Source organism: Saccharothrix sp. S26 (assembly GCF_021390395.1).
In the GTDB taxonomy this organism is placed as follows: Bacteria; Actinomycetota; Actinomycetes; order Mycobacteriales; family Pseudonocardiaceae; genus Actinosynnema.
Genome location: NZ_JAJUWT010000029.1, coordinates 29245 through 53440 on the forward strand (window position 1 = coordinate 29245; position 24196 = coordinate 53440).

Here is a 24196-nt window from a genome sequence, read left to right on the forward strand (position 1 = left end):
CCTCCAGCCGACCAATCACTTCGCGGAACCGGGAAAGGGGTTGCCCTTCCGGCTCGCCGGCAACCTTACTCGCTGGTAGCAGCGATCCGGGAAAGCTTCTCGTTTCGTAGGACGCCGGGCCAGGCATCCTGGGGTGGTGACCGAGACGCTGGAGGCGCGCAGATCCGCCATCACCCACGTGCCCCTGTCCACCGCGCCGCTGCCTCCGCTGGACACAACGACCGAGCCGTGGCCAGGTGACTGCGTCGACGTCGGCGGGCACGGCGTGCACGTCCGCCGCACGCCCGGACCGGCCGACCCGAAGGCCGTCTACGTGCACGGACTGGGCGGTTCGTCGACCAACTGGACCGACCTGGCCGCGCAGCTGCGCGAGCACGTCGAGGGCCACGCGCTGGACCTGCCCGGGTTCGGCCGCTCCGAGCCGATCGACGGCTACGACTTCCGGATGGCCACGCACGCGCGGGTCGTCACCGAGTACATCGAGTCGCTGCGCGCGGGGCCCGTGCACCTGTTCGGCAACTCCATGGGCGGCGCGATCACGTTGATCGTGGCCGCCACCCGGCCCGACCTGGTGCGCACCCTGACCCTGGTCTCACCCGCCGTGCCGGACCTGCGGCCGAGCCTGCGCCGGGTGTCGGACCGGCGGCTGCCGCTGGCGTTCCTGCCGGTGGTCGGCCCGCGGGTGCGCGAGCAGTTGGCGCTGGTCACGGCCCGTGAACGCACCCACCAGATGCTGCGGCTGTGCTTCGCCGACCCCGACTCGGTGCCGGCGCACCGGATCGAGCAGAGCGAGCGGGAGTACAGCGAGCGGTCGGCGCAGGCGTGGGCGGGCGACGCGCTCAGCGCCAGCACGATCGACCTCATCCGGTCGTGGCTGGTGCCGCGGTCGAGGTCGATGTGGCTGCTGCCGCCGAAGATCACCGCGCCGACGCTGGTCGTGTGGGGCACCGAGGACCGGCTGGTCAGCGTGCGCAAGGCGCCGCGGGTGGCGCGGCTGATCCCGCGCGGCCGGCTGCTCGTGCTGCCGCGCACGGGCCACGTGGCCCAGATGGAACGGCCGGTGTCCGTGGCGCGGGCCGTGGTGGGCATGTGGGAGGCGGTCGAGCGGCACGAGTGGTGACGCGGCGGGCCACCTCCGGATCCGCCATCCGGGTGGGTTTGTGGCACCCTGGTCGCCGTGAACCGGACGTCGCAGGGCGCGCGTGACACGCCGCCGTCCGCCGATGACCGGCCGCCGTTGTCCGAAGAACGCTACCGCCGGGGCGCGCGCCGCACCGGCGGTGAGCCGCTGGCCGCGTCCTGGGAACCGGTCGGCCGCCGGCGGCGCAAGCGTCCTCGGGGCGTGAAGGGGCTGGTCGCGGGCTACGGCTGGCGGATCTACGCCATCCCCGTGCTGCTCGTGCTCACGGCCTTGGTCGTGCTGGACACCGCCACGCCGTCGACGGTCGCCGGCGGCGACACCCAGACCGGCGGGCAGACCACGACGGCGACCACGTCCGGGCCGCCCGAGGCGACCGAGAAGCCGCCGGTCGACATCGACCTGAAGAACTTCCCCACCGCGCAGCTGCCGGACGGGCCGAAGTTCTCCGAGCAGGGCGCGGGCACGTTCGCCGTGGTCCCGGGCACGACGCCGCAGGCGGGCTCCGGCGGCAAGCTCTACCGGTACGCGATCGCCATCGAGGACGGCGTCGAGCCGGCCGACTACAACGGCGACCGCGAGGCGTTCGCGCGCACCGTCGACGGGATCCTGGCCGACCCGCGCAGCTGGATCGGCACCGGCCAGGTGTCCATGCAGCGCGTCGACAGCGGACCGGTCGACTTCACCGTGAGCTTGACCACCACCAGCACCACCCACGCCATGTGCGGCTACCAGATCAAGTTCGAGTCGTCGTGCTGGCACGACCTGTCCAAGCGGGTCATCATCAACACGGCCCGGTGGGTGCGCGGCGGCAAGGTCTACGGCAGCGACCTGAGCGCGTACCGGACCTACGCGATCAACCACGAGGTCGGCCACGTGCTGAAGAACCCGCACGAGGGCTGCAAGGAGAACGGCAAGGCCGCGCCCGTGATGATGCAGCAGTCGTTCGGGGTGGCCAACGACTACGTCGCCCAGCTGAACTCGGTCGACGCCACCAACCGCTACGCCGTGGAGGCCAACGGCCTGGTCTGCACCCCCAACCCGTTCCCGGTCGCGCCGCAGTAGCGGGTGTCCCGCGCCTTGGGACGACTTCCCATGCGGGAAGACGGACGGGCAGGCTGGTGTTGTCCGTCGGTACAGGACATGTTTCGTCGAGGAGGACTCAGATGGCGCTTCCGCCGCTCGTGGAGCCCGCAGCGGAGCTGACCAAGGAAGAAGTAGCGCGCTACAGCCGCCACCTGATCATCCCGGACGTCGGGGTCGACGGGCAGAAGCGGCTGAAGAACGCGAAGGTCCTGGTCGTCGGGGCCGGCGGGCTGGGCAGCCCCGCCCTGCTCTACCTCGCGGCGGCGGGCGTCGGCACGCTGGGCGTGATCGACTTCGACGTCGTCGACGAGTCGAACCTCCAGCGGCAGGTCATCCACGGCCAGTCCGACATCGGCCGGCCGAAGGCGGAGTCGGCGCGCGACTCGGTGGCCGAGATCAACCCGTTCGTGAAGGTGGTGCTGCACCAGACCCACCTCAGCTCGGAGAACGCGCTCGACATCTTCCGCGACTACGACCTGATCCTGGACGGCACGGACAACTTCGCCACCCGGTACCTGGTCAACGACGCGGCCGTGCTGCTGGGCAAGCCGTACGTGTGGGGCTCGATCTTCCGGTTCGAGGGCCAGGTCAGCGTCTTCTGGGAGGACGCGCCGAACGGCCAGGGCCTCAACTACCGCGACCTCTACCCCGAGCCGCCGCCGCCCGGCATGGTGCCGTCGTGCGCGGAGGGTGGCGTCCTGGGCGTGCTGTGCGCGTCGATCGGCTCGATCATGGTGACCGAGGCGATCAAGCTGCTGACCGGCATCGGCGACCCGCTGCTCGGCCGGCTCATGGTCTACGACGCCCTGGAGATGTCCTACCGGACCATCAAGATCCGCAAGGACCCGGAGAGCCCGAAGATCACCGAGCTGATCGACTACGAGGCGTTCTGCGGCGTGGTGTCCGACGACGCCCAGCAGGCCGCCGCGGGCAACACGATCACGCCGCTGGAGCTGAAGCAGAAGCAGGACAGCGGCGAGGACTTCCTGCTGGTCGACGTCCGCGAGCCGCACGAGTACGAGATCGTGAAGATCCCGGGCTCGGTGCTGATCCCGAAGGACCGCATCCTGTCCGGCGAGGCGTTCGCCGAGCTGCCGCAGGACAAGCAGGTCGTCCTGCACTGCAAGTCGGGCGCGCGCTCGGCCGAGGCCCTGGCCGTCCTGCACAAGGCGGGCTTCAAGGACGCCGTGCACGTGGGCGGCGGCGTGCTCGCCTGGGCCCGCGAGGTCGACCCGAGCCTGCCGACCTACTGACCCGCACCGACCGACCACGCCACGCAGGGGTCCCCGCCCAGGGGACCCCTGTTTTTATTCTCGCAGGTGGGACTGACAATTCCGGGCCGGAGCGAACGCGGACCCGTCGAGGCCGGGGCTTCACGGCCCGAGCTCCACGACGTCACCCGACCCGTCACCCGCGAAACCCGGCGATCCCCGGCAGCGACCACCACCGCCGGCCGCTGACGTTCTCGGCCGCCGGTTCACGATCGGTCATCGCCCCGCGCGGCTCGAACGACGCGACCCGGACGAGGAAGTACTCGTTCACCACCCCTTCGTGACCCTCCGCGTACCCCGGCTCGACCGCCTCGTGCCGCCACACCGGCCGCGTCCACACCACGATCTCGGGCAGCTCCAGGCGGCACAGGAGGATGCGGTCCTCCTCGTCCAGGACGATCGCGCGCACCGGGTGGCGCAAGCTCACGACGACCACAGCCGCGTGTTTCAGGTCACATCCAGCACATACCCGTCGTAACCGCAATAATGCGGTTACGCCGAACGCGTGGACACCACGTGTTCGAACCCCTCACGTCCACCAACCGAAGGCCCCGTGCAGGTAGCGTGCCGGCCGTGACCACTCCGGAGCCGCCACCGTCGCACGTGCGCGCCGCGTTCGGCGCGCGCGACGCCGAGCCGGAGCTGATCGACGGCGGCCCGGCGTGGCGGTGCGGTGACGCGGCCATCCGGCCCGCGGGCAAGCCGGCCGAGGCCACCTGGGTCGCCAAGACCCTCGACGTGCTCGACGTCGAGAACCTGCGCATCGCACGACCCCTGCGCTCCACCGACGGCCGCTACGTCGTGGGCGGCTGGGCGGCGACGAAGTACCTCTCCGGCCGGGCCGAGCCGCGGCACGACGAGGTGGTGGACGTGGCCGTCAAGCTGCACCGGGCGACCGCCGAGCTGCCCAAGCCCCGCTTCCTGGACGCCCGCACCGACCTGTTCGCCACCGCCGACCGCTGCGCGTGGGACGAGGAGAAGGCCGACCTCGACCCCGACCTGGGCGGCCGGCTGTTCGAGCTCACCGCGGCCTACCGCAAGCCCGTCGGGCTCAAGCCGCAGGTGGTGCACGGCGACCTGTTCGGCAACGTGCTGTTCGCCGGTGACGCGGCCCCGGCGATCATCGACTTCGTCGCCTACTGGCGGCCCGCCCCCTACGGCGCGGCGGTCGTCGTGGTCGACGCGCTGTCGTGGGGTGGCGCGGATCACGGCCTGCTCCAGCGCTGGGCGCACCTGGACGAGTGGCCGCAAATCCTCCTGCGGGCGACCCTGTTCCGGCTCGCGGTCCACGCCCTGCACCCCCGTTCGAGCAGACAATCTCTGGTCGGGCTTGAGCGAACGGCCGCACAGGTCGTCGAGCTGCTGTGACCTCACCCGCGGTCCGCGGGCCCGGAGCAGCTAAGTTCGCGTGGACGAAACATTCCACGTTCTGCCGTTAACAGCCGCTTCCTACCGTCGGGCTCGTGACCGCCTCCGCGAGCATCGACACCCACGCCGGCACGAGCGTCGCCACGCACTGCCCGTACTGCGCGTTGCAGTGCGCGATGTCCATCACCGACGGCAAGGTGTCGCCGCGCGAGTTCCCGACCAACCGCGGCGGCCTGTGCCAGAAGGGCTGGACGTCGGCCGAGCTGCTCACCTCGCCGTCCCGCCTCACCACGCCCCTGGTCCGCCGCGACGGCGAGCTGCGGCCCGCCACCTGGGACGAAGCCCTCGACTTCGTCGCGGCCAAGCTCAAGGACCTGCGCGACACCCACGGCCCCGACTCGGTCGGCGTGTTCGGCGGCGGCGGCCTGACCAACGAAAAGTCCTACCTGCTGGGCAAGTTCGCCCGGGTCGCGCTGGGCACCTCGCAGATCGACTACAACGGCCGGTTCTGCATGTCCAGCGCCGCCGCCGCCGGGCTGAAGGCCTTCGGCCTGGACCGCGGCCTGCCGTTCCCGGTCACCGACCTCGACCGCGCGGACGCGATCCTGCTGGTCGGCGGCAACCCGGCGGAGACCATGCCGCCGTTCGTGCAGCACCTGAAGAACGCCGAGCTGATCGTCGTCGACCCCCGGCGCACGCCGACCGCCGAGCTGGCCACCCTGCACCTGCAACCGGCGCCCGGCACGGACCTGGCGCTCGCGCTGGGCCTGCTGCACACCGCCGTGGCCGACGGCCACCTCGACCAGCGGTACCTCGACGACCGCACCACCGGTTTCGACGAAGCCTGGCGCATCGCCGCGACCTGGTGGCCGGAACGCGTCGAGCGGGTCACCGGCGTGCCGGTGGCCGACCAGCGCGCGGCGGTCCGCATCCTGGCCGAGGCGCACAACGCCTACGTCCTCACCGGCCGCGGCGCCGAGCAGCACGCCAGCGGCGCGGACACCGTGTCGGCGTGGATCAACCTGGCGCTCGCGCTGGGCCTGCCCGGCACGAAGTACTCCGGCTACGGCTGCCTCACCGGCCAGGGCAACGGCCAGGGCGGGCGCGAGCACGGCCAGAAGGCCGACCAGCTCCCCGGCTACCGCAAGATCGACGACCCGGCGGCCCGCGCGCACGTCATGGACGTCTGGGGCGTGGACGACCTGCCCGGTCCCGGCCGGTCCGCCTACGAGCTGCTCGACGCGCTCGGCCAGCCGGACGGCCCGAAGGCGCTGCTCGTGTTCGGCAGCAACGTCATCGTCTCCGCGCCCCACTCCCAGCACGTCGCCGACCGGCTCCAGGCGCTGGACCTGCTGGTCGTGGCCGACCTGGTGCTGTCGGAGACGGCCGCGGTCGCCGACGTCGTGCTGCCGGTCACGCAGTGGGCCGAGGAGAGCGGCACGATGACCAACCTCGAAGGCCGCATCCTGCTGCGCCAGGTCGCGGTGGCCCCGCCCGAGGGCGTGCGCAGCGACCTCGACGTGCTGCGCGGCCTCGCCACCCGTCTGGGGCAACCGGCCGAACGGTTCCCGACCGAACCCGAAGTGGTGTTCGAGGAACTCCGAGCGGCCTCGGCGGGAGGCGTCGCAGACTACTCGGGCGTGACCTACGAACGCCTGCGCCAGGGCGAGGCACTGCACTGGCCCGTCGTCCGCGAGAGCACGCCCCGCACGTTCCTCGACCGCTTCGCCCACCCCGACGGCCGGGCCAGGTTCGTCCCGGTCGAGCACCGCGGGCCCGCCGAGCTGCCCGACGGCGACTACCCGTTGCAGGCCACCACCGGCCGCGTGCTCCAGCACTACCAGTCCGGCGCGCAGACCCGGCTGGTGCCCGAGCTGAACCGGGCCGAGCCCGAGGCGTACGTGGAGGTCCACCCGGACACCGCGACCCGTGCCGGCCTGGCCGACGGCGCGCTGGCGGCCGTCGTCTCGCGGCGCGGCCGGACCGTGGCGCGGGTGCGCTGCGTGCCGTCCATGCGGATCGACGTGGTGTTCCTGCCCTTCCACTACGCGGGCGAGGGCCGGGCCAACCTGCTGACCAACCCGGTGCTGGACCCGACCAGCCGGATGCCCGAGTTCAAGGTGTGCGCGGTCCGATTGGAGTCGGTATGAGGAACGTTGTCATCGTGGGCTACGGCATGGCCGGTGCCCGGCTGGCCGACGAGATCCGGCGCCGCGACCCGAAGGCGGACCGCGTCTCGGTCACCGTGCTGGGCGACGAGGCGCACCACGCCTACAACAGGGTCCTGCTCTCCAGCGTGGTGGCCGGGTCGCTCACCCCCGACGCGGTGCGGCTGCACGACGACGACTGGGCCGCCAAGCACCACGTCGACCTGCGGCTGGGCGGTTCCGCCACCAAGATCGACCGCACCCGCCGGGTCGTGCACGTCGGCGACACCGAGGTGCCCTACGACGCGTTGGTGCTGGCCACGGGCGCGCGGTCGTGGGTGCCGCCGACGCCCGGCCTGCTCGACGGCAACGGCGACCTGGCCCCCGGCGCGGTGGCGTTCCGCTCGTTGGACGACTGCGCCCGGATCGTGGCCAAGGCCTCGCCCGGCACGCCGGTCGCCGTGCTCGGCGGCGGGCTGCTCGGCCTGGAGGCCGCGCGCGGCCTGGCCGGCCGGGGCTGCCTGGTCACCGTCGTGCACCCGGTCGGGCACCTGATGGAACGCCAGCTCGACGCGGGCGCCGGCCGGGTGCTCGCGACCACGTTGCGCGGCCTGGGCATCGAGTTCCGGCTCGGCGTGCTGGCCACGCAGTACGTGCCCGGCGAGGGCCTGGAGCTCGACGACGGCACGCACGTGCCCGCGGACCTGGTCGTCGTCTCGGCGGGCGTGCGCGCGGAGACCGGCCTCGCCGAGGAGGCGGGCATCGAGGTCGACCGGGGTGTCCTCGTGGACGACGCGCTGCGCACCAGCGACCCCCGGGTGCACGCCATCGGCGACTGCGCCCAGCACGTCGGCACGGTGTCCGGCCTGGTCCAGCCCGCCTGGGAGCAGGCGGCCGTGCTCGCCGACCGGCTCACCGGCGTCGCCCCGGCCTCGCGCTACGCCGGCACCACCGTCGTGACCAGGCTCAAGGCCCGTGACGTCGACCTGGCCGCGCTGGGCGACGTGCACGTGGGCGTCGACTCGCCCGACGACGAGGTGCTGTGCTTCCAGGACCCGGCGCGCGGCCGGTACGCCAAGCTCGTGCTGCGCGACGACAAGGTCACGGGCGCCATCGTGCTCGGCGCGCCGGACGCGGCGGCCGCCATCACCCAGCTCTTCGACCGCGGCCTGCCCGCGCCGACCGACCGGCTCGCGCTGCTGCTGGGCCGGGCGCTGCCCGCCGAGAACGAGGCCAGCCCCGCCGACCTGCCCGCCTCCGCGGTGGTGTGCCGGTGCAACACGGTCAGCAAGGGCCAACTGGTCAGCGCCTGGCGGGCGGGCGCGACGACGCTGTCCTCGATCGCCGAGGTCACCCGCGCGAGCACCGGCTGCGGCGGCTGCAAGGACGCGGTGTGCGGCATCGTCGACTGGCTCGCCGCCTCACAGCCCCAGACCGCGTGATGTGCGCGGGAGTTGCCGCCGACGACACCTGTCCGAACGTCGGGGTAACGGACCGTTCTTACGGTTCCTGCAACGGGAAATCGGTGTCCGGGAGGGTCCAATGAGCACGGTGGTGGAGACCCAGAGCGTTGCGCCCCAGGCGAAACGCGGTGGTCGGTGGATCGAGCACTGGGAGCCGGAAGACCCCTCGTTCTGGGAGGCGACCGGCAAGAGGATCGCCCGCAAGAACCTGTTCTTCTCCATCCTGGCGGAGAACCTCGGCTTCACGGTGTGGAGCCTGATGAGCATCGTCGTCGTGAGCCTGGGCTCGGTCGGCTTCGCCTTCAGCGTCGGCCAGACGTTCTGGCTGCTCATCGTGCCGAACCTGGTCGGCGCGGTGCTGCGCATCCCCTACACGTTCGCGGTGCCCAGGTTCGGCGGGCGGGCGTGGACCACGGTCAGCGCGGGCCTGCTGCTGATCCCCACCACCATGCTGGCGATCGCGGTGAGCAACCCCGGCACGCCGTACTGGTTCTTCCTGCTCACGTCGGCCGCGATGGGCTTCGGCGGCGGCAACTTCTCGTCCTCGATGGCGAACATCTCGTTCTTCTACCCCGAGGGCAAGAAGGGCCTGGCGCTCGGCCTCAACGCGGCGGGCGGCAACCTCGGCGTGGCGATGGTGCAGCTCATCGTGCCGATCGTGATCTCCATCGGCACGGGCGTCAACCTGGCCTACGCGGCGCTGTTCTGGATGCCGTTCATCATCGTCGCCGCCGCGTGCGCGTGGTTCCTCATGGACAGCCTCACGCAGGCCAAGCCGGACGGCACGTCGTACAAGAAGGCGCTGTCGAACAAGCACACGTGGGTGATGTCGTTCCTGTACATCGGCACGTTCGGCTCGTTCATCGGCTTCTCGTTCGCGTTCCCGTCGCTGATCAAGCTGAGCTTCGTGGAGTACAAGAGCTTCGTCGGGCTGGCCTTCCTCGGCGCGCTCATCGGCTCGGTGAGCAGGCCGTTCGGCGGGTGGCTCGCGGACCGGTTCGGCGGCGCGCGGATGACCATGGCCGTGTTCCTCGGCCTGGCCGTCGGCACCGTCGGCCTGCTGGTCAGCATCGAGGTCCGCAGCTTCGGGCTGTTCTTCGGCTCGTTCATCGCGCTGTTCGTGCTGGCCGGGGTGGGCAACGGCTCCACCTACCGGATGATCCCGGCGATCTTCGCCGCGCAGACGGCGGACGTGCGCTCGGCCAAGCGGCAGGCGGCGGCCGTGGTGGGCATCGCGGGCGCGATCGGCGCGTTCGGCGGCGTGCTGGTCAACCTGGTGTTCAAGTTCTCGCTCGAGGGCAGCAAGACGCTCGCGCCCGCGCTCACCGCGTTCCTGGTGTTCTACGGCCTGTGCATGGCCACCACCTGGTGGTTCTACATGCGTCGGCGGGTCTTCTCCCGCGTGCCGAGCCTGGCCTACGCCGGCGTGTGACGCACACAACCCTCTGAAGTGCGGCGTGAGGCTGCTTTAACGCCTGCGCAACATTCGCGACCTTGGCACGACACGGTGCCCGGTGAGCATTGACCTGGGCGGAAGAAGGGATTGGTCCCATGACGCGAACGCTGGTGGTGGTCGGTCACGGCATGGTCGGTCACCGGCTCGTGGAGGCCCTCCGCGAGAAGGACGTCACCGGTCAGTGGCGGATCGTCGTGTTCGCCGAGGAGACCCGTCCCGCTTACGACCGGGTCGCGCTGTCGTCCTACGTCGACAGCTGGGACGCCGGGTCGCTCAGCCTCGCGCCGCACGACGACGACGCCGTCGAGCTGCACCTGGACGACAAGGTGGTGCACCTCGACCGCGAGGCGAAGGTCGTGCGCACCCAGCGCGGCCGGGTCCAGCCGTACGACGCGCTGGTCCTGGCCACCGGCTCGGTGCCGTTCGTGCCGCCGGTGCCCGGCCGTGACCTGCCCGGCTGCCACGTCTACCGCACCATCGACGACCTCGACGGCATCCGCGCCACGGTCGAGTCGGCGCGCAGCGTCGGCCGGCACGCGGGCATGGTGCTCGGCGGCGGCCTGCTCGGCCTGGAGGCGGCCAACGCGCTGCGCGGCATGGGCATCTCGCCGCACGTGGTGGAGCTGGGGCCGCGGCTGATGCCGCTGCAGGTGGACGAGGGCGGCGGCGGCCTGCTCAAGCGCCTGGTGGAGAAGCTGGACCTGACCGTGCACACGGGCACGTCGGCCACCTCCATCGAACAGGACCGCGGCCGGCTGCTGGCCAAGCTGTCCAACGGCGTGGAGCTGGACCTGGACGTCGTGGTGTTCTCCGCGGGCATCCGGCCGCGCGACGAGCTGGCCCGCTCGTTCGGCCTCACCGTCGGCGAGCGCGGCGGCATCGTGGTCGACAAGGCGTGCCGCACCTCCGACGAGCACATCTACGCCATCGGCGAGTGCGCCAACCTCGACGGCATGGTCTACGGCCTCGTCGCGCCGGGCTACTCCATGGCCGAGGTGGTGGCCGACCGGCTGCTCGGCGGCTCCGCGGAGTTCCCGGGCGCGGACATGTCCACCAAGCTCAAGCTCCTCGGCGTCGACGTGGCCTCGTTCGGCGACGCGCACGCCAAGCAGGAGGGCGCGCTGGAGGTCGTGGTCAACGACGCCGTGGCCGGCACCTACGCCAAGGTCGTGGTGTCCGACGACGCGAAGACCCTGCTCGGCGGCATCCTGGTCGGCGACGCGTCCAAGTACATGTCGCTGCGGCCCCTGGTCGGCAGGCCCGTGCCGGGCGACCCGGTGGCGCTGATCGGGCCGGAGGGCGGCGTCGAGCTGACCCTCCCGCACGACGCCCAGGTGTGCTCGTGCCACGCGGTCACCAAGCAGCACATCGTCGACGTGGTCAACTCCGGCGAGGCCGTCGACGTGCCGGGCATCAAGGCGTGCACCAAGGCGGGCACCGGCTGCGGCTCGTGCGTGCCGATGCTGAAGAAGCTGCTGTCCGAGTGCGGCATCGAGCAGTCCCGCGCGCTGTGCGAGCACTTCGACCACTCGCGCGCCGACCTGTTCGAGATCATCCGCTCGACCGGCATCACCACGTTCTCCGAGCTGATCTCCCGGCACGGCCGCGGCTTCGGCTGCGACATCTGCAAGCCCGCCGTCGCCTCGATCCTCGCCTCGCTGGACCAGGGGCACGTGCTGGAGGGCGAGCAGGCCACCCTCCAGGACACCAACGACCGCTTCCTGGCCAACATGCAGCGCAACGGCACCTACTCGGTCGTGCCGCGCATCCCCGGCGGCGAGATCACGCCGGAGAAGCTGATCGTCATCGGCGAGGTCGCCCGCGACTTCGGGCTCTACACCAAGATCACCGGCGGGCAGCGGATCGACCTGTTCGGCGCGACCGTCGACCAGCTCCCGCAGATCTGGAAGCGCCTGGTGGACGCCGGGTTCGAGTCCGGGCACGCCTACGGCAAGGCGCTGCGCACGGTGAAGTCGTGCGTCGGCACCACGTGGTGCCGCTACGGCGTGCAGGACTCGGTGTCGCTGGCCATCGAGCTGGAGCTGCGCTACCGCGGCCTGCGGTCGCCGCACAAGCTCAAGTCCGCCGTGTCCGGCTGCGCCCGCGAGTGCGCCGAGGCGCGCGGCAAGGACTTCGGCATCATCGCGACCGAGAACGGCTGGAACCTCTACGTCGGCGGCAACGGCGGCTTCACCCCGCGCCACGCCGACCTCATCGCGTCCGACGTGGACACCGAGACCCTGATCAAGCTGATCGACCGGTTCCTCATGTTCTACATCCGCACCGCGGACCGGTTGCAGCGCACGTCGACGTGGATCGAGTCGCTGGAAGGCGGCCTGGACCACCTGCGCGACGTCATCGTCAACGACAGCCTCGGCATCTGCGCCGACCTGGAGGCCGCGATGGCCAAGCACGTGGACAACTACGCCGACGAGTGGCGCGGCGTGCTGGAGGACCCGGAGAAGCTGTCGCGCTTCACCTCGTTCGTCAACGCGCCCGGCACCCCCGACCCGACGATCTCGTTCCGGGAGGAGCGCGGCCAGAAGGTGCCGGTCCTGTTGGGTGTTCCCAGTGTCAGCCAGGCGGAGGTATCCCGATGACACCCGTGTGCGAGTTGAGCGACCTGCGCCCCGACCAGGGGGTGGCGGCGCTGCTGCCCGACGGTTCCCAGGTGGCGGTCTTCCTGACCTCGGCCGGGACGGTGCACGCGTTGGGCAACATCGACCCGTTCAGCGGCGCGGCCGTGCTGTCGCGCGGCATCGTCGGCGACCGCGGCGGCGTGCCGGTGGTCGTGTCGCCGGTGTACAAGCAGGCGTTCGAGCTCTCCACCGGCAAGTGCCTGGACGACCCCTCGACCGGGGTGCCGGTGCACCCGGTGGTCGTGACCGACGGTGTGATCCAGGTCGGGTCGCCGTGACCGCCGCCCCGCTGGCCGGGTACACGGTCGGGGTGACCGCCGCCCGGCGGGCCGACGAGCTCACGGCGCTGCTGGAGCGCAAGGGCGCGACCGTGCTGCACGGTCCCGCCATCAGGATCGTGCCGCTGCCCGACGACGCGGAGCTGCTGGCCGCGACCAAGGCCGTGGTGGAGGAGCCGCTGGACTTCGCCGTGGCGACCACCGGCATCGGCTTCCGCGGCTGGGTCGAGGCCGCGGAGGGCTGGGGCCTGGGCGCGCGGCTGCTGTCGCGGCTGTCCGGGGCGCGGGTGCTGGCCAGGGGGCCGAAGGCGCGGGGTGCGGTGCGGGCCGCCGGGCTGGTGGAGGAGTGGTCCCCGGAGGGGGAGCGCAACGCCGAGCTGCTGGACCACCTGCTGCGTTTCGGCGTGGCGGGTCGGCGCGTCGCCGTGCAGCTGCACGGCGAGCCGTTGCCGGAGTTCACCTCGACCCTGCGCGCGGCCGGTGCCACGGTCGTGGAGGTCCCCGTCTACCGCTGGACCGGCCCGTCCGACCCCGCGCCGCTGGAACGGCTGCTGGAGGCCGTGCTGGCCGGGCAGGTGGACGCGCTCACGTTCACCAGCGCGCCCGCGGCGGCGTCCGTGCTGCGGACCGCCGAGGCCATGGGCAAGCTGACCGAGCTGACCTCGGTGCTGCGCCGGGACGTGCTGGTGGTGGGCGTCGGCTCGATCACCGCGAGCCCGCTCGTGGCGGCGGGCATCCCGGTCGTGCAGCCCGCGCGGGCCCGGATCGGCGCGCTGGCCCGTGAGCTGACCCTCGAACTGCCCGCCCGGGCGACCAGGCTGCGCATCGCCGCCCGTGACATCGAACTGCGCGGCCAGGCCGTGGTGGTGGACGGCGAGCTGCGCCCCGTCCCGCCCGCGCCGATGGCCGTGCTGCGCGTGCTGGCCGCCGCCCGCGGCCGGGTGGTGTCCCGCCGCGACCTGCTGGCGGCGCTGCCCAGCGGCGGCGAGGAGCACGCCGTCGAGACCGCGATCGGCCGGCTGCGCTCGGCGCTGGGCGAGCCGCGCATGGTCGCCACCGTCGTCAAGCGCGGTTACCGCCTGGCCATGGACCCCGCCGGAGTGGCTGTATGACCCTCGTGCTCGTCGCGCACGGCACCCGTGACCCCGCCGGTGCCGTCGTCGTGGAAGAGATCGCCTCGCTCGTGCGCGCCCGCCTCGGCGGCGTGCCCGTGCGCGTGGCCTACGCCGACGTACGCCAACCGGACGTCACGTCGGTGCTGTCGTCGGTGTCCGGGCCGGCGGTCGTCGTGCCCGCCTTCCTGGCCGCCGGCTACCACGTCCGGGTGGACATCCCGGCCCAGGTGGAGGCGTCGGGCCACCCGGACACCGTGATCACGGACCCGATCGGCCCGGCCCTGCTGCCCGCGCTGCTCGCCCGCCTGACCGAGGCGGGCTGGACGCCGGGCGACTCGGTGGTCCTGGCCGCCGCGGGGTCGTCGGACCCGCGGGCCCTGGCCGACGTGCGCGAGGTCGCCACCGCCCTGTCCCGCCGGGTGGGCCCGGTGACCATCGGCTACGCCGCCACCGCCGAGCCGCGCATCTCCGACGTGGTCGCCGCCGCGTCGGGCCGCGTGGCCGTCGCCTCGTGGCTGCTCGCGCCCGGCCTGTTCCACCGGGTCGTGGCCGCTTCCGGGGCTGCCGTGGTCGCCGCCCCGATCGGCGCGCACCTGCGCGTGGTGGAAGCCGTCCTGCTCCGCTACTACGAGGCCCGCTGCTTCCAAGACGTGGCCTGACCCGAGAGTCCTACGTTCAGAACGCGTGTGTCCTACGTTCGCGACCCCCGAGTTCAACGCTCAGGTGCGCGGCAGGCCGTCGTGACGGCGGAATAGTTGAGACTTCAACAAGGTTGACCCGGGCGAGACCGCCGCACCAGGGCGGTCACCGTCCGAGGAGGCAGCCATGCCCGCCGTCACCGCCGACACCCTCACCCTGCCGCGCCTGCCGCGGCTGCCCGAGGCCACGACCGCGTGGCGCGAGGTGCGCCGGGTCGTGCGGGCGCGGCGGTTCCTCGAAGGCGAGGGCTTCCAGGTCCGCCGGCCTTTCCCGGGCGTCGAGCTCGCCGACGCCGACCCGTTCCTGCTGCTGGACCACATGGGCGCGGTCGAGTACGGCCCCGGCGAGGCGAAGGGCGCGCCCTGGCACCCGCACCGCGGCTTCGAGACCGTCACCTACATGATCGACGGCGTCTTCGAGCACCGGGACTCCACCGGTGGCGGCGGTGTGATCACCAACGGCGGCACGCAGTGGATGACCGCCGGTTCCGGCGTGCTGCACTCGGAGCTGCCGTCGCAGGAACTGGTGGCCAAGGGCGGCCTGTTCCACGGCGTGCAGCTGTGGGTCAACCTGCCGAAGGCCGCCAAGTGGACCCCTCCCCGCTACCAGGACATCACCGCGGCCGACACCGTGCTGCTGTCCAGCGACGACGGCGGCGCGCTGGTCCGCGTGATCGCGGGTGACGTCGCGGGCCACCGCGGCCCCGGCGCGACCCACACGCCGATCACCTACCTGCACGCCACCCTCAGCCCGCACGCCCACCTGACGACCCCGTGGCCGGAGGACTTCACCGCGATGGTCTACGTGCTGTCCGGCCGCGGCACGGTCGGCCCCGACCGCCGCCCGCTCGACGAAGGCCACCTGGCCGTCCTGGACCGCGGCTCCGCGCTCACCATGCGGGCCGACACGACCTGGGACGTCCTCGTGCTCGGCGGCCTCCCGCTGCGCGAGCCGGTCGCGCGTTACGGCCCGTTCGTGATGAACACGCGGGCCGAGATCCTGCAAGCCGTCGAAGACTTCCAAGCCGGGCGACTGGGCGTCACGCACGTCCCGCACGTCACCTCGGCGGATGAGGAGCTGTCATGACCGACGTCACGGAGCTGCTGCGCAAGGGACGCATGTTCCGCGCTTCCGGCGACCCGAGCGGCGCGGCGCGCTACCTGGCCGAAGCCGCCGAGCACGCCCCGCGCGACCGGACCGTGCTGACCGAGCTCGCGCTGGCCCACTTCCAGTCCGCCGCCCTGGGCAAGGCCGAACGGGTCCTCACCACCCTGGTGGAGCTGGACCCGTCCGACGGCTACACGCGGCTGCTGCTGGGCCGCACGTTGAGTCGCCAGAGCAGGCACGCGGACGCGCTGCCGCACCTGCGCCTGGCCGCCGTGATCACGCAGGACCCGGAAGTCGCTTCCGAGGTGGCGCGCGTGCAGGCGCGCGTCACCACAACCCCGGAGGTTCCTCCTTCTCCTTGACCGCGTCCTCCCAGCGGTACGTGCGCAGGTCGACCTTGCCGTCGTCGGCCACCACGCCCTCCTCGCGCAGCAGCTGCAACTGCTCGTCCGCGATGTGGGGCGCGCACGTGCCGTTGGCGCGCAGCACCCGGTGCCACGGCAGGTCGTGCCCGTCCTGGTTGAGCACCTGCCCGACCAGGCGGGGCGACGGCGCGCGGGCGATGTCGGCGACGTCACCGTAGGTCGCGACCCGGCCGCGGGGGATCTTGCGCACGACCTCGCGGACCATCTCGTGCAGCTCTTCGTCCACGCGCACAGCTTTCCACGAACCCCCGACAGTCCTCGCGAAGCGTGTCGGGGGTCTGTGATTGCATGCTCGCGTGGCAGTGAACCGAGCGCCGTTGCTGGTGCGCCGGGTGCGGCAGGACGAGCCCCGGCGCGACTGGGACGCGCCCGCACGCGCCGTGTTCGACCACACCGACGGTCCGCTGCGCGTGCTCGGCGGCCCCGGCACGGGCAAGACGACGTTGCTGGCCGAAGTCGTGGCGCACCGCGTGCTGCACCGCGGCGTGCACCCCGAGAACATCCTGGTCCTGACCCCGAACCGCCGCGCGGCCGAGGCCATGCGCGCCCACATCACCCGCCTGCTGACCGGGGCGCGGACCAGTGCTGCTCTGCCGACCACCCAGGAACCGCTGGTCCGCACGGTCCACTCCTACGCCTTCGCCGTCCTGCGCGCCCAGGCCGTCCACCGGGGCGAACCGGCGCCCCGCCTGCTCTCCGGCCCCGAGCAGGACGCCGTGGTGCGCGAACTGCTCGCCGGCGACGTGAGCATGGGCGCGCCGAAGTGGCCCGAACGCCTGCGCCCGGCCCTCACCCTCCCCGGCTTCGCCCACGAGCTGCGCGACCTGATGCTGCGCGCCACCGAACGCGGCCTGGCCCCGGAAGACCTCACCGAGCTGGGCCGCAAGCACAACCGCGAGGAGTGGGTCGCGGCCGGCCTGTTCGCCACCCAGTACGAACAGGTCAACCTGCTCGCCAGCAGCGGCCAGGGGCACGCGCCGTCCTTCGACGCCGCCGAGCTGGTCGGCAGCGCGCTGCTCGCCTTCCAGACCGAGCCGGACGTGGCGGCCGCCGAGCAACGCCGCGTCCGCCACCTCCTCGTGGACGACGCCCAGCACCTCGACCCGCTCCAGTACGAGTTCCTCCGCGTCCTCGGTGACGCCGCCCAGGAGTTCATCCTCTCGGGTGACCCGGACCAGGCCGTGTTCTCCTTCCGCGGTGCCGACCCGTCCCTGCTGTCCGAGGCCGACGCGCCGGCGGTGGTCCTCACCACGGGCCACCGCATGGCACCGGAGATCCGCGCCGCCGTGGGCCGGCTGGCCGCACGCCTGCCCGGCGCGTCACCCACCCGCGAGGTCAGCCCCGTCGACACCGACGGCAACGTCCAGGTCCGCCTGTTCGCCTCCGCCGCCCAGGAGGCGAGCTGGGTCGCCGACCAGCTGCGCCGTGCCCACCTGATCGACGAGATCCCGTGGTCGCAGATGGCCGTCGTGGCCCGGTCCGCCACCAGGTCGCTCCCGGTGCTGCAACGCGCCCTGCTCGCCGCCGGCGTGCCGGTGGCCGTGCCGCGCGACGAGCTGCCGCTGGCCCGCCAACCCGCCGTCGTGCCGTTCCTGGCCCTGCTCCGCTGCGCGGCCGTGCCCGGCTCGCTGGACGAGGACACCGCCGCGATGCTGCTGTCCTCCCCCCTGGGCGGCGCGGACCCGCTCGCGCTGCGCCGCCTGCGCCGCGGCCTGCGCCGCCTGGAACTGGCCGCCGGTCGCGACCGGCCCAGCGGCGAGCTGCTGGTCGAGGTGATCGAGTCCGACGACCGCCTGGCCGCCCTGGAGGACGCGGAGGCGCAGCCGGCCCGGCGCATCGCCGCCCTGTTGCGCAAGGCGCGCAAGGGCATCGCCGACGGCCTGACCGTCGAGCAGGTGCTGTGGGAGCTGTGGCAGGCCACCGGGCTGGAGTCGCGCTGGGTGGCCCAGTCCGCCCGGCACGGCACCGTCGGCATGCAGGCCGACCGCGACCTCGACTCGATCGTGGCCCTGTTCGAGGCCGCCGCGAAGTACGTCGACCGGCTGCCCGGCTCGGGCGCGGAGGGCTTCGCCGACTACCTGGCCGCTCAGGAGATCGTCGGCGACACCCTGGCCGCCGCCGCGCCCACCGGCGAGGCGGTGTCGGTGCTCACCGCCCACGCCGCCGCCGGTCGCGAGTGGACGGTCGTGGCCGTGCCGGGCGTGCAGGAGGGCAGCTGGCCCGACCTGCGGCTGCGCGGCTCGCTCCTGGGCGTGGAACGCATGGTCGACGTGGTCGCGGGCATGTCGACCGAGACGGTGTCCGCGGTCGCGCCCATCCTGGCCGAGGAACGCCGCCTGCTCCTCGTCGCCGCCGGCCGCGCCCGGCGCACCCTGCTGGTCAGCGCGGTGCGCGGTGAGGACGAGCAGCCGTCGCGGTTCCTGGACGAGATCGAGGAGCTGTCCACCGACGAGCCGGAACGCCCCACGTTCACCCCCGAGCGCGGCCTCGTGCTGGCCGAGCTGGTCGGCGAGCTGCGCCGGGTCGTGTGCTCCGACGACGAGCCGATGCCCCGCCGTGAACGCGCGGCCGCCCAGCTCGCCCGCCTGGCCGCCAACGGCGTGCCGGGCGCGCACCCCGACTCCTGGTACGGCCTGGCCGACGTCACCACGGACAGTCCTCTGTGGACGGAGGAGCACACGGTCAGCGTGTCCCCGTCCACGGTCGAGACGCTGGCGAAGTGCCCGCTGCGCTGGGTCGTCGAACGGCACGGCGGCCAGGACCCGGCCGAGCTGGCGTCCATCACCGGCACCCTCGTGCACGCCCTCGCGCAAGCCGCCGCGACCGGCGCGGACGAGAAGGAGCTGCGGGTCAAGCTGGACGAGGCGTGGGCCGCGGTGGACGCGGGCGCGCCCTGGTTCTCCCGCCGCGAGCGGATCCGGGTGGAGCGGATGCTCGACACGTTCCTGGCCTGGCTCGCGTCCAGCCGCGCCCAGCTCACCCAGGTCGCGGTCGAGGAGGAGATCTCCGTCGAGATCCCCCGGCAGGACGGCGGGCCGAAGCTGCGCGTGCGCGGCCGGGTCGACCGCCTGGAGACCGACCGCGACGGACGGCCGGTGGTCGTGGACGTCAAGACCGGCAAGACCCCGGTGAGCAGGAACGACGCGCAGGAGCACCCGCAGCTCGCCGTCTACCAGCTCGCGTCGGCGCTGGGCGGCTTCACGCACCTGGGCCTGGCCACCGAACCGGGCGGCGCGCGGCTGCTGTACGTGGCCAAGGAGGACAAGAAGACCGGGGCCGTCGAGCGGGAGCAGGCCCCGCTGGACGAGCAGGGCGTGCGGGTGTGGCTGGAGGCCGTGCAGCTCGCCGCCGGGTCCAGCGTCGGGCCGTCCTACCAGGCCGCCGAGAACGCGGACTGTGACCGCTGCCCGGCCCGCACCACCTGCCCGGTGCACTCGTCGGGGCGTCAGGTGAGCCAGTAGGGCACGTCTGACCAGCCAATACCGGTCCGCCCTGCGGGTCGCCGAAGCCGGCGCGACCCGACCACGGAGAATGCGGGACGTGGTCGTGCCGAGCGGGGTCGAACGGGTGGCGGGTGAGCCGGTGGCGCTCGCCAGCCCGTTCGAGGTCGCCGAGGCGCTCGGCCTGCCCAAGCCCACCCCCGAGCAGGCCGCCGTCATCGCCGCGCCCACCGCGCCCGCGCTGGTCGTGGCCGGTGCGGGCGCGGGCAAGACCGAGACCATGGCCGCCCGGGTGGTCTACCTCGTCGCGAACGGCTTCGTCACGCCCGACCGCGTGCTCGGCCTGACGTTCACCCGCAAGGCCGCGCGCCAGCTCTCCGACCGGGTGCGGCTGCGGCTGCGCCGGCTGGGCGGCTCGTCGTTGCTCGACCGGCTCGACCCCAGCGGCGAACGGCGGGCCGCCGTGCTGACCACCGAACCGGTGATCCTGACCTACCACGCCTACGCGGGCAGGCTCGTCGGCGAGCACGGCCTGCGGCTGCCCGTGGAGCCGGGCGTGCGGCTGCTGACGGAGACCGCCGCGTGGCAGCTCGCGCACCGCGTGGTGTCGACGTGGACCGAGGACATCGAGACCGACAAGGTGCCCGCGACCGTCACCGGCTACCTGCTCGCGCTGGCCGGTGAGCTGGGGGAGCACCTGGTCGAGCCGGTCGCGCTGTGGCGGCACGCCGAGCGGCTGTGCGCGATCATCGAGAACGCGCCCAAGACCGCGCGGCAGCGCGACGGCCTGCCGGAGTCGCTGAAGGCCGTGGTGAACGCCCAGCGCCTGCGCGTCGACCTCCTGCCGCTGCTGGAGGCGTACCAGGCGCGCAAGCGGCGTGAGGCGGCGATGGACTTCGCCGACCAGATGTCGCTGGCCGCCCGGCTGGCGTCGGAGCACCCGGAGGTCGTGCGCGGCGAACGGGAGCGCTACGGGGCCGTGCTGCTGGACGAGTACCAGGACACCGGTCACGCGCAACGCGTGCTGCTGCGGTCGTTGTTCGGGCGGGGCGAGCCGATGCCCGTGACGTCGGTGGGCGACCCGGCGCAGGCGATCTACGGCTGGCGCGGCGCGTCGGCGGCGAACCTGCCCCGGTTCGTGCACGACTTCCCGCCCGCGAAGAAGTACGGCCTGCTCACCAGCTTCCGCAACCCGCCGGAGGTGTTGGCCCTGGCCAACGCCGTGTCCGCGCCGCTGCGCGCCATGGGCCTGGACGTGGACGAGCTGCGCGCCCGGGACGGGGCGGGCCCCGGCGACGTGCGGGTGGCGTTGTTCGCCGACGTGCGGCAGGAGCTGGACTGGGTGGCCGACACGGTCGCCGCGCAGTGGGAGCAGCACCTGGACACCAGCGACGAGCCGCCGACCGCCGCGGTGCTGGTGCGCCGCCGTTCGGACATGGCGAACATCGCGGCGGCGCTGCGGGAACGCGGTCTGCCGGTCGAGGTCGTCGGCCTGGGCGGGCTGCTGGACGAGCCCGAGGTGCGCGACCTGACCAGCGCGTTGCGGGTGCTGGTCGACCCCCTGGCCGGCACCGCCGCCGCCCGCCTGCTCACCGGTTCGCGCTGGCGGGTCGCCGCCTACGACCTGGCCGCGCTGTGGGCACGGGCGCGCGAGCTGGCGGGCGCGCCGAGCAGGCAGGCCGTGGCGAACGACCCGTTGGCGGTGATCGCCGACGCGCTGCCCGGCGAGCACGCCGAGCAGGCCGGTCTCGCCGACGCGTTGGACGACCCGGGCGACCCGACCGCGTACTCCGCCGAGGGCTACCGGCGGATCCGGCGGCTGGGCGGGGAGCTGTCGGCGTTGCGCCGGCGGCTGGACCAGCCGCTGCCCGAGCTGGTCGCCGACGTCGAGCGCACGTTGTTGCTGGACATCGAGGCGATGGCCCGGCCGGGCGGGGTCGGGCGGGCACACCTGGACGCGTTCGCCGACGTGGTGAACGACTTCGCCGCCGCCAGCCCGTCGGCCACCCTGCCCGCGCTGCTGGACTACCTCTACACCGCCGAGCAGGCCGAGGACGGGCTGGAACCCGGCGAGGTGGAGGTGGCCGACAACCGGGTGCAGGTGCTGACCATGCACTCGGCCAAGGGCCTGGAGTGGCACATCGTGGCCGTGCCGCACGTGGTGAAGGACGTGTTCCCGGGCCGGAAGAAGTCGTCGAGCTGGCTGCGTTCGGTGGCCGAGCTGCCCGCCGACCTGCGTGGTGACGCCGAGGACCTGCCGAGGCTGCGCATCGCGCCCGACGCCAACCGCAAGGAGGTGGAGGAGGCGCTCGTCCGGCACGAGGAGGACTTCGACGCCCGGCGGCTGGTGGAGGAGCGGCGGCTGCTGTACGTGGCGCTGACCCGTTCCGAGCACAGCTTGCTGGTGTCGGGGCACTGGTGGGGCGAGACGGGCGACAAGCCGAAGGGGCCCTCGGCGTTCCTGACCGAGATCCGGGAGTCGGTGCTGGCCGCCGACCACCCGCCGGCCGACCTCGCGCACTGGGCCCCCCGCCCGGCCGACGACGAGCCGAACCCGCTGGCCTCCCAGACCAAGACCGCCCAGTGGCCCCACGACCCGCTGGGCAAGCGACGCGCCGCCGTGGCCGAGGGCGCGGACCTGGTCCTGGCCGCCCTGGACCGCCACCTCGCCACCCCGGAACCCGACCTCGTCCCGGAGCCGCCGGCCGGCGACCTGCCCCCGGAACCCCCCGACTTCGAGCCACCCCCCGACGACGAAGACCCGCGCGAGCCGACCACCCCGGACCCGGGTGTCGAACCTCCGGAACCACCGGGTTCCACGTTCGACGACCCGGAGGGCTGGGCGCGGGACGTCGACGTGCTCCTCGCCGAACGCGCCGCCGCGGCCGACCGCCGGGAACGCGTCGTGCTGCCCGACCACCTGTCGGTCAGCCAACTGGTCGAGCTGGCGGCCGACCCCGACCTGCTCGCCCGCCGGCTGCGCCGCCCCCTGCCGTTCCCGCCCAACCCGCTGGCCCGCCGCGGCACGGCGTTCCACACGTGGCTGGAGCAGCGGTTCGGCGCGAGCCGCCTGTTCGACCTCGACGAGCTGCCCGGCGCGGCCGACGAGGGCGCGGCACCCGACGCCGACCTGACCCGCTTGCAGGAGTCGTTCCTGGCCAGCGGGTGGGCCGACCGCGTGCCGCACGACGTCGAGGTGCCGTTCGAGGCGGAGATCGACGGCCTGTCGGTGCGCGGCCGGATGGACGCCGTGTTCGCCGACGACGACGGCGGCTGGACCGTGGTCGACTGGAAGACCGGCGCGGTGCCCGACGAGGACCGCCTGCCGGCGCTGTCCGTGCAGCTCGCCGCCTACCGGCTGGCGTGGGCGGCGCTGACCGGCACGCCGGTGGAGAAGGTGCGGGCGGCGTTCCACTACGTCCGCCAGGACCACACGCTGCGCCCCGCCGACCTGCTGGACGCCGACGGCCTGCGCGAGCTGATCCGGTCGATCCCGGCCTAGGTGGTCACCCGGGCGTTCGCGGGCACTTCCCGGAGCACCCGGTCGTAGAGCACTTCCAGCAGCCACCGCCCGAACAGCGACGGCCCGAACTCGGTCGACCGGTCCTCCGGCGGCACCAGCAGCTCGGCCGTGCCCGCCTCGTCCACCGCGACCACGCCGATGCCGTAGTAGTCCAGCTCGATCAACGGCCACGACTGGTCGCCCTGCGGCCCGGGCAGCACCACCGAGCACGGCGCGAGCGTCATCAACGTCCCGCACGACTGCAACGCCCGGTCCACCGTGGACTCACCCACCAGCACCCCGACCAGCTCCACCGCGGGCACGGGCAACTGGTCGTGCGCGGCCGGCTCGAACCACGAGCGGAACCACGACGGGTCCGCCTGCGGCGGCCAGCCGTTCGCGCTGCGCCACTCGTGCACATCGGCACGAACCCGCACGACGGCCGACACCTGATGGCCCAGCACGGCGACGTCGGGCACGACGATGCCGCGCCAACCCAACGCCGACGCGGCATGGTGGAGGAGCGGTTGCACTCGGGCATCCTAGGACTGGTTGCGGTTTCAATGACAGACCCTCGGCCGCGCTGGGTGTCGGACCGAGTGCTCACAGTGATCAGGGAGTTGAGCGGCCCACGCGCAAGGCCCACAGGACGAGCGGCACCTGCAACGGCAACCGGCCGTAGGCGATGGCCTTCACCCTCGGTGACTTCGTGCGGTAGTCGTAGGCCATCTTGAGGTTGGCCGGGAACACCGCCGCGAAGAACCCGGCCGCCAGCTTCCCGCCCACGCCCCGCGTGCGCGGCACGGCGACCGCCGCCGCCAACGCCACCTCGGCCGCGCCGGACAGGTACGTCCAGGTCCGGGGCTTGCCCGGCAGCGCGCGCGGCACGATCGCGTCGTACGGCTTCGGCTTGGCGAAGTGCGTGACACCCGCGGCGCCGAGCAGCCCGGCCAGCGCGAGCGCCGACCAGGAACGGGAACGAGTGGGTTCCATGGGAACACCCTGTCACGCCGCCCGCCGCACGGCGCCCGCAGGGTTCGCGCGGGGCTATCCTCCCGCACC

19 protein-coding genes are annotated in these 24196 nt (G+C 73.1%); 15 read left to right on the plus strand and 4 right to left on the minus strand.

Annotated elements, in window-relative coordinates; genetic code table 11:
- Positions 1–136: 136 nt before the first annotated feature.
- The 3 genes from LZG04_RS36655 to moeZ all read left to right on the plus strand — a co-directional run bounded on the left by LZG04_RS36655 (position 137) and on the right by moeZ (position 3477).
- A complete protein-coding gene (locus LZG04_RS36655) occupies positions 137–1120 on the plus strand; it encodes an alpha/beta fold hydrolase (protein WP_233826038.1) in 984 nt (327 codons plus the stop codon).
- Positions 1121–1177: 57 nt separating this feature from the next.
- On the plus strand, positions 1178–2203 hold the full coding sequence (locus LZG04_RS36660; RefSeq protein WP_233826040.1) for a DUF3152 domain-containing protein: 1026 nt from the start codon (positions 1178–1180) through the stop codon (positions 2201–2203).
- A gap of 101 nt (positions 2204–2304) precedes the next feature.
- Entirely contained in the window at positions 2305–3477 is a 1173-nt protein-coding gene (moeZ, locus tag LZG04_RS36665; protein ID WP_233826042.1) for an adenylyltransferase/sulfurtransferase MoeZ, read from the plus strand.
- Between the two features lie 154 nt (positions 3478–3631).
- Here the strand turns inward: moeZ and LZG04_RS36670 are convergent, their stop codons facing one another.
- Positions 3632–3922, minus strand: a complete 291-nt coding sequence (locus LZG04_RS36670) for a hypothetical protein (protein WP_233826044.1) — start codon at positions 3920–3922, stop codon at positions 3632–3634.
- Positions 3923–4068: 146 nt separating this feature from the next.
- Between LZG04_RS36670 and LZG04_RS36675 the strand changes: the two genes are divergently transcribed.
- The 10 genes from LZG04_RS36675 to LZG04_RS36720 all read left to right on the plus strand — a co-directional run bounded on the left by LZG04_RS36675 (position 4069) and on the right by LZG04_RS36720 (position 16129).
- Positions 4069–4863 carry a TIGR02569 family protein gene (locus LZG04_RS36675; RefSeq protein WP_233826046.1) on the plus strand — a complete coding sequence of 265 codons (795 nt, stop codon included), beginning with the start codon at positions 4069–4071 and terminating at the stop codon, positions 4861–4863.
- A gap of 176 nt (positions 4864–5039) precedes the next feature.
- Complete coding sequence (locus LZG04_RS36680; protein WP_233826176.1) at positions 5040–7013, plus strand: molybdopterin oxidoreductase family protein; 1974 nt, start codon at positions 5040–5042, stop codon at positions 7011–7013.
- A complete protein-coding gene (locus LZG04_RS36685; RefSeq protein WP_233826048.1) occupies positions 7010–8452 on the plus strand; it encodes an FAD-dependent oxidoreductase in 1443 nt (480 codons plus the stop codon). Before LZG04_RS36680 ends, LZG04_RS36685 begins: the two co-directional genes overlap by 4 nt.
- Positions 8453–8552: 100 nt before the next feature.
- Positions 8553–9905, plus strand: a complete 1353-nt coding sequence (locus tag LZG04_RS36690) for an MFS transporter (RefSeq protein ID WP_233826050.1) — start codon at positions 8553–8555, stop codon at positions 9903–9905.
- 119 nt (positions 9906–10024) lie between these two features.
- Positions 10025–12529 (plus strand): nitrite reductase large subunit NirB, encoded by a 2505-nt coding sequence (gene nirB, locus LZG04_RS36695; protein WP_233826052.1) that lies wholly within the window; start codon positions 10025–10027, stop codon positions 12527–12529.
- Positions 12526–12846 (plus strand): nitrite reductase small subunit NirD, encoded by a 321-nt coding sequence (gene nirD, locus LZG04_RS36700; protein WP_233826054.1) that lies wholly within the window; start codon positions 12526–12528, stop codon positions 12844–12846. The genes nirB and nirD overlap by 4 nt, the downstream gene beginning before the upstream one ends.
- Positions 12843–13958, plus strand: a complete 1116-nt coding sequence (locus tag LZG04_RS36705) for a uroporphyrinogen-III synthase (protein ID WP_233826056.1) — start codon at positions 12843–12845, stop codon at positions 13956–13958. The genes nirD and LZG04_RS36705 overlap by 4 nt, the downstream gene beginning before the upstream one ends.
- A complete protein-coding gene (locus LZG04_RS36710; protein WP_233826058.1) occupies positions 13955–14620 on the plus strand; it encodes a sirohydrochlorin chelatase in 666 nt (221 codons plus the stop codon). Before LZG04_RS36705 ends, LZG04_RS36710 begins: the two co-directional genes overlap by 4 nt.
- A gap of 166 nt (positions 14621–14786) precedes the next feature.
- Complete coding sequence (locus LZG04_RS36715) at positions 14787–15746, plus strand: pirin family protein (protein ID WP_233826060.1); 960 nt, start codon at positions 14787–14789, stop codon at positions 15744–15746.
- The gene (locus LZG04_RS36720) at positions 15743–16129 is read left to right on the plus strand and encodes a tetratricopeptide repeat protein (protein WP_233826062.1); all 387 of its coding nucleotides are present in this window, start codon (positions 15743–15745) and stop codon (positions 16127–16129) included. Before LZG04_RS36715 ends, LZG04_RS36720 begins: the two co-directional genes overlap by 4 nt.
- On the opposite strand, the gene LZG04_RS36725 is transcribed toward LZG04_RS36720, so the two are convergent.
- A complete protein-coding gene (locus LZG04_RS36725) occupies positions 16095–16418 on the minus strand; it encodes an MGMT family protein (protein WP_233826065.1) in 324 nt (107 codons plus the stop codon). The genes LZG04_RS36720 and LZG04_RS36725 overlap by 35 nt on opposite strands.
- Before the next feature lie 70 nt (positions 16419–16488).
- Between LZG04_RS36725 and LZG04_RS36730 the strand changes: the two genes are divergently transcribed.
- Positions 16489–19653: an ATP-dependent helicase gene (locus LZG04_RS36730; protein ID WP_374202967.1), complete on the plus strand. Its 3165-nt coding sequence runs from the start codon at positions 16489–16491 to the stop codon at positions 19651–19653.
- Between the two features lie 70 nt (positions 19654–19723).
- Positions 19724–23134, plus strand: a complete 3411-nt coding sequence (locus LZG04_RS36735; RefSeq protein ID WP_374202968.1) for an ATP-dependent helicase — start codon at positions 19724–19726, stop codon at positions 23132–23134.
- Here the strand turns inward: LZG04_RS36735 and LZG04_RS36740 are convergent.
- The gene (locus LZG04_RS36740; protein WP_233826067.1) at positions 23131–23667 is read right to left on the minus strand and encodes a hypothetical protein; all 537 of its coding nucleotides are present in this window, start codon (positions 23665–23667) and stop codon (positions 23131–23133) included. The two genes, LZG04_RS36735 and LZG04_RS36740, sit on opposite strands and share 4 nt — an antisense overlap.
- Before the next feature lie 79 nt (positions 23668–23746).
- Entirely contained in the window at positions 23747–24127 is a 381-nt protein-coding gene (locus tag LZG04_RS36745) for a hypothetical protein (RefSeq protein ID WP_233826069.1), read from the minus strand.
- Positions 24128–24196: the final 69 nt, after the last annotated feature.